This is a genomic window from Streptomyces tropicalis, assembly GCF_029269835.1.
GTDB lineage: Bacteria > Actinomycetota > Actinomycetes > Streptomycetales > Streptomycetaceae > Streptomyces > Streptomyces tropicalis.
Genome location: NZ_JARJBB010000009.1, coordinates 1 through 16,750 on the forward strand (window position 1 = coordinate 1; position 16,750 = coordinate 16,750).

16 protein-coding genes are annotated in these 16,750 nt (G+C 73.4%); 3 read left to right on the forward strand and 13 right to left on the reverse strand.

From position 1 onward, the window contains the following. Nucleotides 1–403 precede the first annotated feature (403 nt). Nucleotides 404–2,929, reverse strand: coding sequence for an ATP-dependent Clp protease ATP-binding subunit (locus P3H78_RS18600; RefSeq protein ID WP_276110160.1), 2,526 nt, complete (start codon nucleotides 2,927–2,929; stop codon nucleotides 404–406). A 431-nt stretch (nucleotides 2,930–3,360) separates the two neighbouring features. On the opposite strand from P3H78_RS18600, the gene P3H78_RS18605 reads away from it, so the two are divergent. Further along, nucleotides 3,361–3,960, forward strand: coding sequence for an SCO3374 family protein (locus tag P3H78_RS18605; RefSeq protein WP_276110161.1), 600 nt, complete (start codon nucleotides 3,361–3,363; stop codon nucleotides 3,958–3,960). On the opposite strand, the gene P3H78_RS18610 is transcribed toward P3H78_RS18605, so the two are convergent. The 10 genes from P3H78_RS18610 to P3H78_RS18655 form a co-directional block, all read right to left on the reverse strand. After that, nucleotides 3,939–4,274, reverse strand: coding sequence for a histone-like nucleoid-structuring protein Lsr2 (locus P3H78_RS18610; protein ID WP_276110162.1), 336 nt, complete (start codon nucleotides 4,272–4,274; stop codon nucleotides 3,939–3,941). The genes P3H78_RS18605 and P3H78_RS18610 overlap by 22 nt on opposite strands. 244 nt (nucleotides 4,275–4,518) lie before the next feature. Then, a complete protein-coding gene (locus tag P3H78_RS18615; RefSeq protein ID WP_276110163.1) occupies nucleotides 4,519–5,052 on the reverse strand; it encodes an amino-acid N-acetyltransferase in 534 nt (177 codons plus the stop codon). A gap of 9 nt (nucleotides 5,053–5,061) precedes the next feature. After that, the gene (locus tag P3H78_RS18620; RefSeq protein WP_438827997.1) at nucleotides 5,062–5,604 is read right to left on the reverse strand and encodes a BlaI/MecI/CopY family transcriptional regulator; all 543 of its coding nucleotides are present in this window, start codon (nucleotides 5,602–5,604) and stop codon (nucleotides 5,062–5,064) included. 183 nt (nucleotides 5,605–5,787) lie between these two features. After that, nucleotides 5,788–5,973 (reverse strand): hypothetical protein, encoded by a 186-nt coding sequence (locus P3H78_RS18625; RefSeq protein WP_276110165.1) that lies wholly within the window; start codon nucleotides 5,971–5,973, stop codon nucleotides 5,788–5,790. 55 nt (nucleotides 5,974–6,028) lie between these two features. Further along, complete coding sequence (locus P3H78_RS18630) at nucleotides 6,029–6,670, reverse strand: hypothetical protein (RefSeq protein WP_276110166.1); 642 nt, start codon at nucleotides 6,668–6,670, stop codon at nucleotides 6,029–6,031. A 132-nt stretch (nucleotides 6,671–6,802) separates the two neighbouring features. Continuing rightward, nucleotides 6,803–7,600 (reverse strand): type III pantothenate kinase, encoded by a 798-nt coding sequence (locus P3H78_RS18635; protein WP_276110167.1) that lies wholly within the window; start codon nucleotides 7,598–7,600, stop codon nucleotides 6,803–6,805. Nucleotides 7,601–7,605: 5 nt separating this feature from the next. Further along, nucleotides 7,606–8,583, reverse strand: coding sequence for a carboxylating nicotinate-nucleotide diphosphorylase (gene nadC / locus P3H78_RS18640; RefSeq protein ID WP_276110168.1), 978 nt, complete (start codon nucleotides 8,581–8,583; stop codon nucleotides 7,606–7,608). A 4-nt stretch (nucleotides 8,584–8,587) separates the two neighbouring features. Further along, complete coding sequence (locus tag P3H78_RS18645; protein ID WP_276110169.1) at nucleotides 8,588–10,309, reverse strand: L-aspartate oxidase; 1,722 nt, start codon at nucleotides 10,307–10,309, stop codon at nucleotides 8,588–8,590. Next, nucleotides 10,306–11,343, reverse strand: coding sequence for a pantoate--beta-alanine ligase (gene panC, locus P3H78_RS18650; RefSeq protein WP_276110170.1), 1,038 nt, complete (start codon nucleotides 11,341–11,343; stop codon nucleotides 10,306–10,308). The genes P3H78_RS18645 and panC overlap by 4 nt, the downstream gene beginning before the upstream one ends. Further along, nucleotides 11,340–12,269, reverse strand: coding sequence for a Rossmann-like and DUF2520 domain-containing protein (locus P3H78_RS18655; RefSeq protein ID WP_276110171.1), 930 nt, complete (start codon nucleotides 12,267–12,269; stop codon nucleotides 11,340–11,342). The genes panC and P3H78_RS18655 overlap by 4 nt, the downstream gene beginning before the upstream one ends. Nucleotides 12,270–12,431: 162 nt before the next feature. Here P3H78_RS18655 and P3H78_RS18660 point away from each other — a divergent pair, with 162 nt between their 5' ends. Continuing rightward, nucleotides 12,432–13,538 (forward strand): DUF5937 family protein, encoded by a 1,107-nt coding sequence (locus tag P3H78_RS18660; protein ID WP_276110173.1) that lies wholly within the window; start codon nucleotides 12,432–12,434, stop codon nucleotides 13,536–13,538. 54 nt (nucleotides 13,539–13,592) lie between these two features. Here the strand turns inward: P3H78_RS18660 and P3H78_RS18665 are convergent, their stop codons facing one another. Further along, a complete protein-coding gene (locus P3H78_RS18665) occupies nucleotides 13,593–14,264 on the reverse strand; it encodes a response regulator (protein WP_276110174.1) in 672 nt (223 codons plus the stop codon). Nucleotides 14,265–14,349: 85 nt separating this feature from the next. Continuing rightward, nucleotides 14,350–15,555, reverse strand: coding sequence for a sensor histidine kinase (locus tag P3H78_RS18670; protein ID WP_276110175.1), 1,206 nt, complete (start codon nucleotides 15,553–15,555; stop codon nucleotides 14,350–14,352). Nucleotides 15,556–15,690: 135 nt separating this feature from the next. Between P3H78_RS18670 and P3H78_RS18675 the strand changes: the two genes are divergently transcribed. Then, nucleotides 15,691–16,707, forward strand: coding sequence for an SAM-dependent methyltransferase (locus tag P3H78_RS18675; protein WP_276110393.1), 1,017 nt, complete (start codon nucleotides 15,691–15,693; stop codon nucleotides 16,705–16,707). The last annotated feature ends 43 nt before the right edge of the window (nucleotides 16,708–16,750 follow it).

A 16,750-nucleotide genomic window follows, 5' to 3' on the forward strand; every position in this document is an offset into this window, starting at 1 on the left:
CTACCAGGTCTTGGACGCACTCCAAGACCTGCTGAGGTGCTGGACCGGCACCTGCACCACCTGCGGCCGGACCCTGCCCGGAAAAAGCCGCAGAAGCAGAAGCAGAACCTAACGAAGCACTACTAGGGCCTTTCTTTCGGATCAGGTCGGCTTCCGCCGGCGTCGCCTTGCCGTGGGTCGAGCGGGGTCCGGTGCGTGCGGCTGCAAGGCGGAGGAGGGTGGCGACGCGGAGCGTCGACAACCGACGACAACGCCGCAGACGTGCGTGCCGGACCCCGCGCCCCCGGCAAGATCCGAAAGAGAGGCCCCAGGGCCGGTCCGCACCCCGCGAGCGGACGCGAAGCCGGACATGCGGAAGGGGCCGGTGCCCGAAGGCACCGGCCCCTTTCACGCGCCGTGGCGCTTACGCGTCCTTGCTCAGGTTCGGCCCGGCTCCGCCGGCCGCCTGCTCGATCGGCGGGACGTCGGGCAGCGCCGACTTCTCCTCACCCCGGAAGGTGAAGGTCTGGGACTCGCCCTCGCCCTCGGTGTCCACGACCACGATGTGGCCGGGACGCAGCTCGCCGAAGAGGATCTTCTCCGAGAGCGTGTCCTCGACCTCCCGCTGGATGGTCCGGCGCAGCGGCCGGGCGCCCAGCACGGGGTCGTAGCCCTTCTTGGCGAGCAGCTCCTTGGCGGACTGGGAGAGCTCGATGCCCATGTCCCGGTCCTTCAGGCGCTCGTCCACCTTGCCGATCATCAGGTCGACGATCCGCAGGATGTCCTCCTGCGTCAGCTGCGGGAAGACGACCACGTCGTCGACGCGGTTGAGGAACTCGGGGCGGAAGTGCTGCTTGAGCTCGTCCGAGACCTTGTTCTTCATGCGCTCGTAGTTGGACTTCGTGTCGCCGGAGGCGGCGAAGCCCAGGTTGAAGCCCTTGGAGATGTCCCGGGTGCCGAGGTTGGTCGTCATGATGATGACCGTGTTCTTGAAGTCCACGACCCGGCCCTGGGAGTCGGTCAGGCGACCGTCCTCCAGGATCTGCAGCAGCGAGTTGAAGATGTCCGGGTGGGCCTTCTCGACCTCGTCGAAGAGGACGACGGAGAACGGCTTGCGGCGGACCTTCTCGGTGAGCTGACCGCCCTCCTCGTAGCCCACGTAGCCGGGGGGCGAACCGAAGAGGCGGGAGACCGTGTGCTTCTCGCTGAACTCCGACATGTCGAGGGAGATCAGCGCGTCCTCGTCGCCGAAGAGGAACTCCGCGAGCGCCTTGGACAGCTCCGTCTTACCGACACCGGACGGGCCGGCGAAGATGAACGAGCCGCCGGGACGCTTCGGGTCCTTCAGGCCGGCACGGGTGCGGCGGATCGCCTTCGACAGCGCCTTGACGGCGTCGACCTGGCCGATGACCCGCTTGTGCAGCTCCTCCTCCATGCGGAGCAGGCGGCTGGACTCCTCCTCGGTCAGCTTGAAGACCGGGATGCCGGTGGCCGTGGCGAGGACCTCGGCGATCAGCTCGCCGTCGACCTCGGCGACGACGTCCATGTCGCCGGCCTTCCACTCCTTCTCGCGCTTGGCCTTGGCGGCCAGGAGCTGCTTCTCCTTGTCGCGCAGGGAGGCGGCCTTCTCGAAGTCCTGCGAGTCGATCGCGGACTCCTTGTCGCGGCGGACGCCGGCGATCTTCTCGTCGAACTCGCGGAGGTCCGGCGGCGCGGTCATCCGGCGGATGCGCATCCGGGAGCCGGCCTCGTCGATCAGGTCGATCGCCTTGTCCGGCAGGAAGCGGTCAGAGATGTACCGGTCGGCTAGGGTGGCGGCCTGGACCAGGGCCTCGTCCGTGATGGAGACCCGGTGGTGGGCCTCGTAGCGGTCGCGCAGGCCCTTGAGGATCTCGATCGTGTGCGGCAGGGACGGCTCGGCGACCTGGATGGGCTGGAAGCGGCGCTCGAGGGCCGCGTCCTTCTCCAGGTGCTTGCGGTACTCGTCCAGCGTGGTCGCACCGATGGTCTGCAGCTCACCGCGGGCCAGCATCGGCTTCAGGATGGAGGCCGCGTCGATGGCGCCCTCGGCGGCACCCGCACCGACCAGCGTGTGCAGCTCGTCGATGAACAGGATGATGTCGCCGCGGGTGCGGATCTCCTTGAGGACCTTCTTCAGGCGCTCCTCGAAGTCACCGCGGTAGCGGGAGCCGGCGACCAGGGCGCCGAGGTCCAGGGTGTAGAGGTGCTTGTCCTTGAGGGTCTCGGGCACCTCGCCCTTGACGATGGCCTGGGCGAGGCCCTCGACGACGGCGGTCTTGCCGACACCGGGCTCACCGATCAGGACCGGGTTGTTCTTGGTACGGCGGGACAGCACCTGCATGACCCGCTCGATCTCCTTCTCGCGCCCGATGACCGGGTCGAGCTTGGACTCACGAGCGGCCTGGGTGAGGTTCCGGCCGAACTGGTCGAGGACCAGGGACGTCGAGGGCGTGCCCTCGGCAGGGCCGCCGGCGGCGGCGGTCTCCTTGCCCTGGTAGCCGGAGAGCAGCTGGATGACCTGCTGCCGCACCCGGTTGAGGTCGGCGCCGAGCTTCACGAGGACCTGGGCGGCGACGCCCTCGCCCTCGCGGATCAGGCCGAGCAGGATGTGCTCCGTGCCGATGTAGTTGTGGCCCAGCTGCAGGGCCTCCCGGAGCGACAGCTCCAGGACCTTCTTGGCACGGGGGGTGAAGGGGATGTGGCCGGACGGGGCCTGCTGGCCCTGGCCGATGATCTCCTCCACCTGCTGGCGGACCGCCTCGAGCGAAATCCCGAGGCTCTCAAGGGCCTTGGCGGCGACACCCTCACCCTCGTGGATCAGGCCCAGGAGGATGTGCTCGGTGCCGATGTAGTTGTGGTTGAGCATCCGGGCTTCTTCCTGAGCCAGGACGACAACCCGCCGCGCGCGGTCGGTGAACCTCTCGAACATCGTTAATCGCTCCTCAGAGCGGTCAGGCAGTGGGGGGAACTTCCCCTCCCTGTCCTTCCGCAGCTTAGTCCCGCAAGCGGGGACCGCTCATTCCAACTGCCGACACCGTCCTTGGCCTCCTGACCCCGAACGCCGACATCTGCTCCAACCCGATGGTGCGAGACGATGTTCCCGCAGGCCAGGCAGTTACCCCAGTCGCCAGTACGCCGATGGCGAACGTGAGACGCCGCCGGGCTGCGTGTCGCCCCCTCCCACTAGGGATCTCTTACCCGCAGCCACGGACACTCCATGCCGCGGGCGCCGGTTCCCTCCGCTACGGGCGAACAACTTTGCGCCCCCTCGCACCCCCGGGCGGCCCCTCCTCGAAAACCCCGCGCACACGCACGGCGACCCAGCGTAACCCTGGAGTGATTTCCGCGGTTGCACCGGGCATGGTCGGCAGCGTCCCCACGGTCCCCTCCCCCCGTCCGCCGCTCGACCCCGGCGACCGGGCGCGGCACTGGTACGAGAGCACGCTGGGCTGGCGGACGGCGCCCGGAGCGCCACTGCGCCTGCTGGTGGGCCACCGCTTCGACGTCCTGGACGTGCCGGTGGAGGCGGGCCGGGCCGCGCTGCGCCACCTGGGGCCCTCGTCGCCGGTGGCGGTGCAGGGGGGCCGGATGCGGCTGCTGGTGGCCGCGGGCAGCGCGGAGGAGCTGCCGGGGCTGCTGGACTGGCTGGAATGGGGAGCAGTGGCGCTGGACCTGACCGCTCTCGGCGCGGGCGCGCTCATGGACGCCCCGCCGCCCCCGGACAGGGGCGCGGCGGCGGCGGGCACGCACCCGGCCGGGCTCCCCGGTTCTCAGGGGGCCGCCGTGTGGCTGCGGCCCCCCGGGCCCGGGGGCGGGGCCGAGGTCTCGCTGCCGACGCTGTCGGCAGCGGGGAGCCGTGCCGGCACCCCCGATCTCGTACGACTGGTGGACACGGTGGCCACCCAGTGCCACCGGATCCGACTGCTGTGCGCGTGCGCTCAGCCGTTGGCCTTCTCGTAGGCCTCGCGGATGGACGCGGGGACACGGCCGCGGTCGTTGACCTCGTAACCGTTCTCCTTGGCCCAGGCGCGGATCTGCGCGGTGTCCTGGCTGCCGCCCGACGCGGCGCGCGCCTTTCCGCGCCCGCCCGACGCACGGCCTCCGGTACGACGACCGCTCTTGGCGTACGGCTCGAGAAGTCCACGGAGCTTGTCCGCATTGGCGGTGGTGAGATCGATCTCGTACGTCTTGCCGTCCAGCGCGAACGTCACCGTCTCGTCCGCCTCGCCGCCATCGAGGTCGTCGACAAGAAGGACCTGAACCTTCTGTGCCACCGGATTTCCTTTCATCGAAAACATGAGGGCCGGGGGTCGCGGGCGTCCGCCGTTTCGCCATCCCCTGTTATATGCAGTACTGCACCACTGCGGAAAGCAAACCGCTTTTGCGGGAAAAACACAAACCCCTGGGGAGAGGCCGACCCACCGCACCCGGCCGGAAAGATACGCGTTTCGGACATAGGGAACGCGGGCAGGGCCGCGGCGCGGAATGCGGCTTCCGCCGCCGGGGCATCCCGGACGATCACAGATGCAGAAGCATCCGGCTGTTGCCCAAGGTGTTCGGTTTCACTCGTTCGAGACCGAGGAACTCCGCGACGCCCTCGTCATAGGAACGCAGCAGCTCGGCGTAGACATCGGCGTCGACCGGCGTCTCTCCGATCTCGACGAAGCCGTGCTTGACGAAGAAGTCGACTTCGAAGGTCAGGCAGAAAACGCGGCGAACACCGAGCCGCCGCGCGGTCTCCAGCAACTTCTCCAGCAGGTGATGGCCGACCCGGGCGCCCTTCAGGCCGGGCTTCACCGCGAGAGTGCGCACTTCCGCCAGGTCTTCCCACATCACGTGCAGGGCGCCGCAGCCGACGACCTCGGCGGTGTCGCCCCGTTCGGCGACCCAGAACTCCTGGATGTCCTCGTAAAGCGTCACCGTCGCTTTGTCGAGCAGGATGCCCTCGCGGACGTAGGCGTCGAGCAGCCGGCGGACGGCCGGGACATCGCCGGTCCGGGCCCGGCGGACGGTGACGGCTTTTGCGGGGACTTCGGTGTGCTCTGCGGACATGGGCGGACGCTATCGCCCGCGGCCGTCCCGCGCGGCGCCGGGGTTCTCCTCGGTGGTTTCGACGGGGACCCTATCCGCACTCCGCGCCCCGACTTCCCCGGCGACTTCCCCCACGGTCTCGACCACTTCTTCACCCGTGCGATCGGAAGTGCCTTCACGGACCTGTTCCGGGGTGCCTTCGCCGGCCTCTCCGGCCGTCTTCACGGCCCGGTCGGTGATGCCCCCGCGCGTACCTTCGACGATCCGCACGGCATCCCGGAGGGCCTGCCGCTGTTCCTCGCTCATCATCCCGAAGAACGCGACCAGGGCAGCGGCGGCGTTGTCGCTCTGCGCCCAGGCGTCGTTCATGAGCGCGGCCGCATAGGCGGGCCGGGTGGAGACCGCCTCGTAGCGATAGGCGCGGCCCTCCGCCTCGCGGCGCACCCAGCCCTTCTGATGGAGATTGTCCAGAACGGTCATCACCGTGGTGTACGCGATGGAGCGTTCCCGCTGGAGGTCCTCCAGGACTTCCCGAACGGTCACCGGGCGGTTCCACTTCCACACCCGCGTCATGACCGCGTCTTCGAGTTCTCCCAATGGGCGAGGCACAGCTCAGAACAATAGTGGGAGATCCGCACATCGGCGTGCCGGACGTGCGCTTTCGGCGCCAACAGGCACAAAAAGGGCGTACGACCGCGGGGCACGGCCGGGCCGTGCGGGCAGTCGTACGCCGCGTGCGGGGGGTGTCGCGCCCCGTCAGGCGTCGGTGGGGGTGCCGCCGGCGGCCGGGCGGCCGCCCTCCGTGCGCGCGAGGGCGGCGTCGACGGCCGCGTCCTCCTTGGCCTTGGCCGCCCCGCCCTGGGTCTTCACGATCACCCTGACCAGGCCGATGAAGAAGACGGCCATCACGACCGGGGGCAGCAGCGCGGAGACGTAGTCCATGGCACCAGGGTAGCCAGGACCCGGGGACAAACAGGGGCGGGGTGCCCCGGAAGCGTCACACCGCGACGAGCTGCTGCGGACGGTCGTCGCGCGGCGCGGGCTTGCGGCGCGGGAAGACCTCGCCCGGAGTGGGGACGGGGCGGCGGCCCGGTTTGGGGGCCCCCGGCGCCGGGGTCGGCCCGGACGGGGCGGGGGCCGGGCGCTCGGCGGGCTTCGGCGCCGGTTTGCGGGGTTCCCCGGCGGCGTCGTCCCGGCCGGCGCGGGCGCCCGGCAGGCGGGCCGCAGCGGTCCGGAGGGGAGTGCGGGAGGCCGGGACGGCCGGGACCGCGAGGATCCGGCAGCGGTCCAGGAGCGCCGCGGCGGCCGGATCGCCACCGAGGGCCCCCAGGGCCGCGAGGTCGTCGGGGCCGGGCCGGTGGCCGGCGGCGAGCGCCTCCCTCAGGAGGGTCGTGTAGCCGGAGGCGGCGCCGGGGAGGGCCGCCCGGTAGCGGGCGAGGTCGGCCAGCAGGAAGGCGCGCAGCCGGACACCCTCGCGCATCGCCTCGTCGAGCGACTCGGCGAGGCGGAGACAGTCCCGCGCGTCCTCGGGGGAGGCGGGACGACGGGGATGGAGGGCAAGGGCGAGGGCGCGGCGGAGCACACGCAGCTCCTCCACACCGAACGCCATGCCACCGCGGGTTCCGTAGGGCGTGGGCATAGACCGACGATACGCGCTAATCAGACAAATTCGACACAAGGCGCGGGTGTGGCGTGCGGGAAGTCCCCCGCACGCCCACCCGGCACCACCCCTCCGATCAGGCACTTCGCCCGCTGGCGGCGCCATGACGGGTCAGAGGCGGGAGGCGTTCCGTTCGTACACCAGACGGAGCCCGATCAGGGTCAGCCACGGCTCGTGCTCGTCGATCACCGCGGACTCGCCGAGCACCATCGGCGCGAGCCCGCCCGTCGCGATCACCGTGACGTCCTCCGGGTCCTCGGCCAGCTCCCGGGCCATCCGGCCGACCACGCCGTCGACCTGGCCGGCGAACCCGTAGACGATGCCGGCCTGCATGGCCTCCACCGTGTTCTTGCCGATCACGCTCCGCGGCCGCGCCACCTCGATCTTCCGCAGCTGCGCGCCCTTGACGCCCAGTGCCTCCACGGAGATCTCGATGCCGGGCGCGATGACCCCGCCGACGTACTCCCCGCGCGCGGACACCGCGTCGAAGGTCGTGGCCGTGCCGAAGTCGACGACGATCGCCGGGCCGCCGTACAGCTCGACCGCGGCGGCCGCGTTGATGATGCGGTCGGCGCCGACCTCCTTGGGGTTGTCGGTCAGGATGGGCACGCCCGTCTTGACGCCCGGCTCGACGAGCACCGCGGGCACGTCGCCGTAGTAGCGCCGGGTGACCTCGCGCAGCTCGTGCTGCACCGACGGCACGGTCGCGCAGATCGCGATGCCGTCGATGCCGTCGCCCAGCTCGTCCCCGAGCAGCGGGTGCATCCCCATCAGCCCGTGCAGCAGCACCGCCAGCTCGTCCGCGGTGCGGCGGGGGTCGGTGGAGATGCGCCAGTGCTCGACGATGTCCTCCCCGTCGAACAGGCCGAGCACGGTGTGGGTGTTGCCGACGTCGATCGTCAGGAGCATGGCCGTTACTCCGCTTCGCGCAGGTCCAGGCCGATGTCCAGGATCGGCGAGGAGTGGGTCAGGGATCCCACGGCCAGGTGGTCGACCCCGGTCTGTGCGTACGCCCGTGCGGTCTCCAGGGTGAGCCGGCCGGACGCCTCCAGCATCGCCCGCCCGCCGACGACGCCCACGGCCTGCTCGCACTCGGCGGGCGTGAAGTTGTCCAGCAGGATCAGGTCGGCACCGGCCTCCAGCGCCTCGCGCAGCTGCTCCAGGGTGTCCACCTCGACCTCGATCGGCACGTCGGGGAAGGTCTCCCGGACCGCCTTGAAGGCCTGGGCGACGCCGCCCGCGGCCACCACGTGGTTGTCCTTGACCAGGGCGGCGTCGGACAGCGACATGCGGTGGTTGACCCCGCCGCCGCAGCGCACGGCGAACTTCTCCAGCGCCCTCAGGCCCGGCGTGGTCTTGCGGGTGTCGCGCACCTTGGTCGTCGTACCCTCCAGGGCGTCCGCCCACGCGCGCGTGGCGGTCGCGATGCCGGACAGCCGGCACAGCAGGTTGAGGGCGCTGCGCTCGGCGGTCAGCAGGTCGCGGGTGCGCGTGGTGACCGACAGCAGCCGCTGCCCGGCCTCGACCCGGTCCCCGTCCTCGACGTGCCGCTCGACCTCGAACTCGTCGGTGCAGACGACCGAGAGCACCGCCTCGGCGACCCGCAGACCGGCCACCGTGCCGGACTCCCGCGCGGTGAAGTCCCCGGTGGCGACCGCGTCCCCGGGAATGGTCGCGACCGACGTCACGTCCACGCCGTGGTCGAGGTCCTCCTGGACGGCCAGGTTGGCGATGTCCTCGACCTCCACGGGGTCGAGGCCGGCGTCGGCCAGGAGCTGGGCGAGCGCAGGGTCCAGCCCGCACTCCAGGTACTCCTCGTCGCCGTCCGCGCCGCAGGCGCAGCCGTCGCCGCAGCCGCCGGTCGGGGCGAGGGGAAGGTCGTCGGTGCTCACGTGTTCACTGCTCCTGGGGACGCTGGTGGTGGGAGGTCGGGGGGAAGTCTGCGGTGTCCGTGGTGTGCACGGCCAGCGACCGGTCGGGATCCAGCCGTACGACGATGTGGCGGCGCCAGTCGGCGTCGTCGCGGTCGGGGCGGTCCTCGCGCCAGTGGCAGCCGCGCGTCTCCTCGCGCAGCCGGGCGGCGGAGACCAGGACGCGTGCCACGCAGAGGAGGTTGGTGGCCTCCCAGGTGTCGACGCCCGGCTCGGCGGTCTTGCCGTTCTCGTCGAGGGCGTCGCGGGCGTCGGTGTGCAGGCGCTGGAGCCGCTCGGCGGCCTCGGCCAGGGAGCCGGCGGAGCGCAGCACGCCCGCGCCCTCCGTCATGATCCGCTGGATCGCGAACCGGGTCTCGGGGGCGAGCAGGGGGTGCGCGGGCCGGTCCGGGTGCGGCACCGGCTGGGGCACGCGCGCGTGCAGGCCCTCGGCGGTCCGGGCGGCGGCAATGTCCGCGGCGATGCGCTCCGCGTAGACCAGGCCCTCCAGGAGCGAGTTCGAGGCCAGCCGGTTGGCGCCGTGCACGCCGGTGCAGGCGACCTCGCCGCACGCGTACAGCCCGGGGACGGTCGTCCGGCCGCGGGAGTCGGTGCGGACGCCCCCGGAGGCGTAGTGGGCGGCCGGGGCGACCGGGACGGGCTCGGTGACCGGATCGATGCCGTGGGCGCGGCAGGCGGCCAGGATCGTCGGGAAGCGGTGCTCCCACATCTCGGCGCCGAAGTGGCGGGCGTCGAGGAACATGTGCTCGGCGCCCTTCTCGTGCATGCGCCGCATGATGCCCTTGGCGACGATGTCCCGGGGCGCCAGCTCGGCCAGTTCGTGCCGGCCCACCATGAAGCGCACGCCGTCCGCGTCGACCAGGTGGGCGCCCTCGCCGCGCACCGCCTCGGACACCAGCGGCTGCTGGCCCTCGGCGTCGGCGCCGAGGAAGAGCACGGTCGGGTGGAACTGCACGAACTCCAGGTCGGACACCTCCGCGCCGGCCCGCAGGGCGAGCGCCACGCCGTCGCCGGTCGACACCGACGGGTTCGTGGTCGCGGAGAAGACCTGGCCCATGCCGCCGGTGGCGAGCACCACGGCCGGGGCGTGCACGGCGCCCACGCCGTCGTGCTGGCCCTCCCCCATGACGTGCAGGGTGACGCCGGCCGTCCGGCCCTCGGCGTCCGTGAGCAGGTCGAGCACCAGGGCGTTCTCGACGGTGCGCAGGCCGCGCGCGCGGACCGCTTCCACGAGCGCCCGGGAGATCTCCGCGCCGGTGGCGTCGCCGCCCGCGTGCGCGATGCGGCGGCGGTGGTGACCGCCCTCGCGGGTGAGCTGGATGCCGCCGGCGTCGTCGGTGTCGAAGTGCGCGCCGGTGGACATCAGCCGCCGCACGGCGTCGGGGCCCTCGGTGACGAGGATCCGGACGGCCTCCTCGTCGCACAGGCCGGCGCCCGCCACCAGCGTGTCGTCCAGGTGCTGCCCGGGGGTGTCGCCCTCGCCCAGGGCCGCGGCGATGCCGCCCTGCGCCCAGCGGGTGGAGCCGTCGTCGAGGCGGGCCTTGGTGACGACGACCGTGGTCAGGCCGGCGGCCTCGCAGCGCAGCGCGGCGGTCAGCCCGGCGACGCCGGAGCCGACGACCACGACGTCCGCCGTGAGGGCCCAGCCCGGTTCGGGCGCGTGCAGTCGTATGCCTGTGCTGGTCACAAGGCGGCTCCGAAGGTGAGTGGCAGGTTGTCGATCAGCCGGGTCGTGCCGACCCGGGCGGCGACGGCGAGGACGGCCTCGCCGGTGAAGTCGTCGCCGATCTCGGTGAAGTCGGAGGGGTCGACGAGGGCCAGGTAGTCCAGTTCGAGCGGCGGGTCCAGGCGGGCGGCCTCCTCCAGGACCAGGCGGGAGGCCGCACGGACGGCGGCGGGGCCGCAGGCGGCGGGGCGCCGGGCGTCCCCCTCGGGGTCGGCGGCGGACGCCGGGAGGGACTTGGCGACGGCCGCGGCGTCGGCGGCCGCACGGGACTCGCCGAGGGCGCTGAGGGCCTCGGCACGGGCGCGCGTGGAGGGCACCTCCCGGGCCCGGGCGCGCAGCGCCTCCTGGGCGGCGTGCCGGTCGCGGCCCGCGAAGAGGGCCTGGGACAGGGCCAGCGCGGTGGCCCGCTCGGCCGGGGAGAGGTAGCGGTTGCGGCTGGACAGGGCCAGCCCGTCGTCCTCGCGCGCGGTGGGCACGCCGACGATCTCCACGCCGAAGTTCAGATCGCGCACCATGCGGCGGATCAGGGCGAGCTGCTGGGCGTCCTTCTGGCCGTACAGCGCGACGTCGGGGCGGGTGAGGTGCAGCAGCTTGGCGACGACGGTGAGCATGCCGTCGAAGTGGCCCGGGCGCACCGAGCCCTCCAGACGGGCGCCCATGGGGCCCGCGCTGATGCGGACCTGCGGCTCGCCGCCGGGGTAGACCTCCTCCACGGCGGGGGCGAACACCGCGTCGGCGCCCGCCTTCCCGGCGATCTCGAGGTCGGCGTCCAGGGTCCGGGGGTAGCGGTCGAGGTCCTCGCCGGCGCCGAACTGCAGCGGGTTCACGAAGACCGTGACGACGACCTCCCCGCCGGGGCCGGCGATGCTCCGGGCGGCGCGGATCAGGGAGGCGTGGCCGTCGTGCAGGGCGCCCATGGTCATGACGACCGCACGGCGGCCCGCGCGCACGCGGGCGTGCAGCTCGTCGGCGGTGCGCAGCAGGGCTGTGGTCATCGGGCGTTCCCTTCCGTCCCGTCGGTTCCCCCGGCGAGGACGCCCAGCAGGTCCTCGGCCAGCTCCGGCTTGAGCAGGCCGTGGGCGAGCGCGCGGTCGGCGGTGGCGCGGGCCATCGCCAGATAGCCGGAGACGGTCTGCGGCGCATGCCGGCGCAGCTCGGCGATGTGGACGGCGACGGTGCCCGCGTCCCCGCGCGCGACGGGCCCGGTGAGCGCCGCGTCGCCGGAGCGCAGCGCGTTGTCCAGGGCGGCGCCGAGCAGCGGGCCGAGCATCCGGTCGGGTGCCGTGACACCGGCCTCGCGCAGCAGGTCCATGGACTGGGCGACCAGGGTGACCAGGTGGTTGGCGCCGAGTGCGAGGGCCGCGTGGTAGAGCGGGCGCCTCTCCTCGGCGACCCACTCCGGCTCGCCGCCCATCTCGATCACGAGGGCCTCCGCGGCCAGCCGCAGCTCCTCGGGGGCGGTGACGCCGAAGGAGCATCCGGCCAGCCGCTGCACGTCCACGGGGGTGCCGGTGAAGGTCATCGCGGGGTGCAGGGCCAGCGGCAGCGCGCCCGCGCGCAGGGCCGGGTCGAGCACCCGGGCGCCGTACCGCCCGGAGGTGTGCACGAGGAGCTGGCCGGGGCGCACGGCGCCGGTGTCGGCGAGGCCCGCGACGAGGCCGGGCAGGGTGTCGTCGGGCACGGTCAGCAGCACCAGGTCGGCCCGCCCCAGCACCTCGGCGGGTGCCACCAGCGGCACGCCGGGGAGCATCAGCTCGGCCCGGCGGCGGGACGTCTCGGACACCCCGGAGACGGCGACGGGGCGGTGCCCGGCGAGTTGCAGGGACGCGGCGAGCGCGGGGCCCACCCGGCCCGCGCCGACGACACCGACGGTGAGCCGCGCGGGGCGCTCGCTGGGGTCTGGCTGTTGGCTTGTACTCACGCGACGAGTGCCCTCCCGTTCCAGTCCGCTCGGGGTACCGGACGATTTCTCGTCATGTTAACGCGATTGGTTCGGGGGGCGTCCGGTCGTCCACAGGCTGGGGGTTCCCGCGGGGCCCGGCCGAGGGCCCTCGCTGTCGGTGGCGGGGTGCACCATGTGGGCATGAGCGTGCGCATCGACATCGGGGGGCTGCGGCCGGAGCAGGTCACCGCGGTGCCCTCCGCGCTGGCCGAGCTGGGCATGGCGCTGCACGCGCTGTCCGAGCCGGGCCACCACTTCGGCCTGCGGGACTGGGCGGCGGGGGTGACCGCCCGGCTGGACCCGCACCTGGCCGACCGGATGTGCGAGGCCGACTTCCTGTGGCGGACGACGTTCTCCGACCTGTTCCTGCCCTGCGCGGGCCTGCCGGGCGACGGCACCCTCCCCGGCCGGACCCTCGCCGGGGACCTGGACCTGCTGGACGAGCTGTCCGACGAGCAGTTCGTGGACGCGGCGCTGGAGTTCACCTGCGCCCAGGCCTACGGCTCTCCCGGCCCGGGCCCGCTCGCCGACGCCGGGCTGCGCCGCCGCGCCCTGGAGCTGGCCGCCGCCCGGGGCCCGCAGCAGGTGCGTTTCAGCGAGCGGCTGCTGGCCGATCCGCCGCGGATCCGGGCCTGGCTGCGGCAGTTCCTGGAGGACTGCGACGAGGTGTTCTTCGCCCAGACCTGGTCGCGGGTGGGGCAGGGGCTCGCGGCGGACGCCCGCCACAAGACGGAGCTGCTGCGCCGCAAGGGCCTGGCCGAGGCGCTGGGCGCGGTCTCCCCGGCGGTGGCGCTGGACGAGGCCGCCGCGCGGATCACCGTGGACAAGCTCGGCGCGGGCCGCACCGCCACCGCGGACCGCGGGCTGCTGCTGGTCCCGACGAGCCTGGGCTGGCCGCACCTGATGGTGCTGCACCGGTACGGCTGGCGGCCGGTACTGCACTACCCGGTCCGGTCCCCGGAGCTCGCCGCGCCGCCCTCGGTGGAGCAGCTGGCGCTGCGGATGACGGCGCTGTCGCACCCGGTGCGGATGCGGCTGTGCCGCAGTCTGGCCCGCAGCGCGTGCACCACCGGCGAGCTGGCCCGGGGCCAGGGCATGACGGCACCGGAGATATCCCGGCACCTGGCGGTGCTGAAGAAGGCCGGCCTGCTCACCACCCGCCGCCGCGGACGCTACGTCCTGCACCAGCTGGACGCCACGGCGGTGGCGCGGCTGGGCAGCGACTTCCTGGAGGGCATCCTCCGCTAGCGGAGGCGGGGGGAGCCGCCGGCGGAGGCGGGGCGGGGCCCCGGGAAGGGGCGGTCAGCCGTGTCCGCCGGCGCGGACCAGTCCCGTCTCGTACGCCAGGACCACCACCTGCACCCGGTCGCGCAGGCCGAGCTTGGTCAGGATGCGGCCCACGTGGGTCTTCACGGTCGCCTCGGAGAGCACGAGCCGGGCCGCGATCTCGCCGTTCGACAGTCCGTGCGCGACGAGCACCATGACCTCCCGCTCGCGGTCGGTGAGCCGCTCCAGCTCCTTGTGCCGGGGCTGCTGCGGACCGGCGGGCAGCATCGGCGCGAACCGGTCGAGCAGGCGGCGGGTGGTGGAGGGGGCGACGACGGCGTCGCCGCTGTGCACGGCGCGGATGGCGGCGAGCAGGTCGCCGGGCGGCACGTCCTTGAGCATGAAGCCGGAGGCGCCGGCCTTCAGTCCGGAGAAGGCGTACTCGTCGAGGTCGAAGGTGGTCAGGATGAGCACCTTCGGCGGGTCGGCCTCCGCGCAGACGCGGCGGGTGGTCTCCACGCCGTCCAGCTTCGGCATGCGCACGTCCATCAGGATCACGTCGACCTCGGTGGTGCGCAGCGCCTGCAGGGCCTCGACCCCGTCGCCCGCCTCGGCGACGACCTCCATGTCCGGCTGGGCGGCGAGCACCATCCGGAACCCGGTGCGCAGCAGCATCTGGTCGTCGACGAGCATCACGCGGATCGTCATCGGTCCTCTTCCGTGGTCTTCAAGGTCCAGCACGGCCGCCGCCGCGTAGGAGGGACGGGTCCCCGGCGCGGGGCCGGGCAGGGGGTCAGTGCGCCGGTTTGAGCGGCAGCAGGGCGCTGATGCGGAATCCTCCGCCGGGGCGCGGGCCGGCGTCCAGGGTGCCGCCGACCATGCCGATCCGCTCGCGCATGCCGATCAGGCCGTGGCCCCGGCCGTCGGCGCCGCCCTCCTCGTACAGCTCGTGCGGGGCGCCCTTGCCGTCGTCCTCCACGAGCAGGCCGAGCCCGTCGTCGAAGTAGACCAGCCGCACGCTCGCACCCGCGTTCGGGCCGCCGTGCTTGCGGGTGTTGGTGAGCGCCTCCTGCACGATGCGGTAGGCGGTGAGCTCCACCCCGCTGGGCAGGGGCCGCGGGGTGCCCTCGACACGGAAGTCGACGGGCAGCCCGGAGCCGCGGCACTGCTCCACGAGGTCCTCGATCTGCTCGACGTCGGGCTGCGGCACGTACTCTCCGCCCTCCTGGTGCTCGCCGGTGCGCAGCACGCCCAGCAGGCGGCGCATCTCGGCGAGGGCCTGGCGGCCGGTGGAGGAGATGGTCTCCAGGGCCTTCTTGGCCTGCTCGGGCGCCGCGTCGAGGACGTAGGCGGCGCCGTCGGCCTGCACCACCATCACCGAGACGTTGTGCGCGACGACGTCGTGCAGCTCGCGGGCGATGCGGGCGCGCTCGGCGGCGACCGCCACCTTGGACTGCGCCTCGCGCTCCTTCTCGAGCCGGGCGGCGCGCTCCTCCAGCTGTGCGAAGTACGCCCGCCGGGTGCGCATGGAGTCGCCGAGCACCCACGCCAGCGCGAACGGCACCGTCTGGAAGACGGCTATCGCGATGTCGCCCCCGACGCCCGAGTGCTGCTGCGGCCAGCGCACCTGGGCCAGCGCGGCCGCGCACAGGCCGCCGACCAGCGCGAACCGGGAGGCCCAGCGGGCACCGACCGCGGCGACCGTGTAGATGATCACCAGCATGGCGAAGTTGGCGACCGTGGTCTCGATGTTGAGGACGAGCTGCGCCACGCCCGTCGCCGCCGCCAGCACCAGCATCTTCTCGGGCAGCCGGCGCCGCAGCGCGACGACCACGGCGAGCACCGCGGAGACGGCCATCGCCCCGGCGAACGACCCGTGGCGGTCCGGCGCCCCGTTGATGTTCGACACACTCACGCCGGAGATCCCGAACAGGAAGAGGGCCCAGAAGCCGTCGACCCACATCGGGTGTCTGCGGAGGAAGTCATAGAGGCGCTGCACGTAACCCAGAGTAGGGAAGCGCCGGGTGCCCGGGGGTCAACCGGAGGGCCGATCCGGGCCCGCTTCCCGTACTCCCCAAGGTGGAGGCTGTGATCACCTGTACGGCTGGCCCGCCTCTAGTCTGGCCCGATGGCGATGCACACCCCGGACACCCCGGACGTCCCGGACACCGAGTGGCGGAGCTGGGAGGAGGCCGCGCGGGCGGCGCTCTACGGACCGGACGGCTTCTACCGGCGCCCCGAGGGCCCGGCCGGGCACTTCCGTACCTCCGTGCACGCCTCCCCGCTCTTCGCGGCGGCCGTGGCCCGGTTGCTGTGCCGGATCGACGACGCGCTCGGCCGCCCCGGCGCGCTGGACTTCGTGGACATGGCGGCCGGGCGCGGCGAGCTGGCGGCGGGCGTGCTCGGCGCGCTCCCCTCGGACGTGGCGGCACGCGCGCGCGTGCGGTGCGTCGAGCTCGCCGACCGACCGGCGGGTCTCGACCCGCGCATCGCCTGGTCCGCGCGGCCGCCGGAGGAGGTCACCGGGCTGCTGTTCGCCAACGAGTGGCTGGACAACGTGCCGGTGGAGGTGGCGGAGGTGGACGCCGCGGGCGTGGCCCGGCGGGTCCTCGTCCGGCACGACGGCGCCGAGCGCCTCGGGGAGCCGGTCGACGGCGCACGGGCGCGCTGGCTGGCACGGTGGTGGCCGCTGCCGTCCGAGCCCGGCGCACGCGCGGAGATCGGACTGCCCCGCGACACCGCCTGGGCGGACACGGTCGCCCGGATGCGCCGGGGAGTGGCCGTCGCGGCCGACTACGCCCACACCGCCGGCGCCCGGCCGCCCTTCGGGACGCTCACCGGCTTCCGCCAGGGGCGGCAGACGGCGCCCGTGCCGGACGGGTCGTGCGACCTGACGGCGCACGTGGCGCTCGACGCGTGTGCCGCGGCCGCGCCGTCCGGCGGGCGGCTGCTGTCCCAGCGCGAGGCCCTGCGTGCCCTCGGCGTCAGCGGCGCACGCCCCGCGGCGGCACTGGCCGCCACCGACCCGGCCGGGTACGTCCGCGCCCTCGCGCGCGCGGGCGAGGCGGCCGAGCTGACCGCGCCCGGCGGCCTCGGCGACTTCGGCTGGCTGGTCCAGCCCGTGGGCACGGCCGACCCCTTCGGCGGCTGACCCCGGCGGCCGCCCGCGCGGGGCTGCTCGCGCAAGGCCGCGC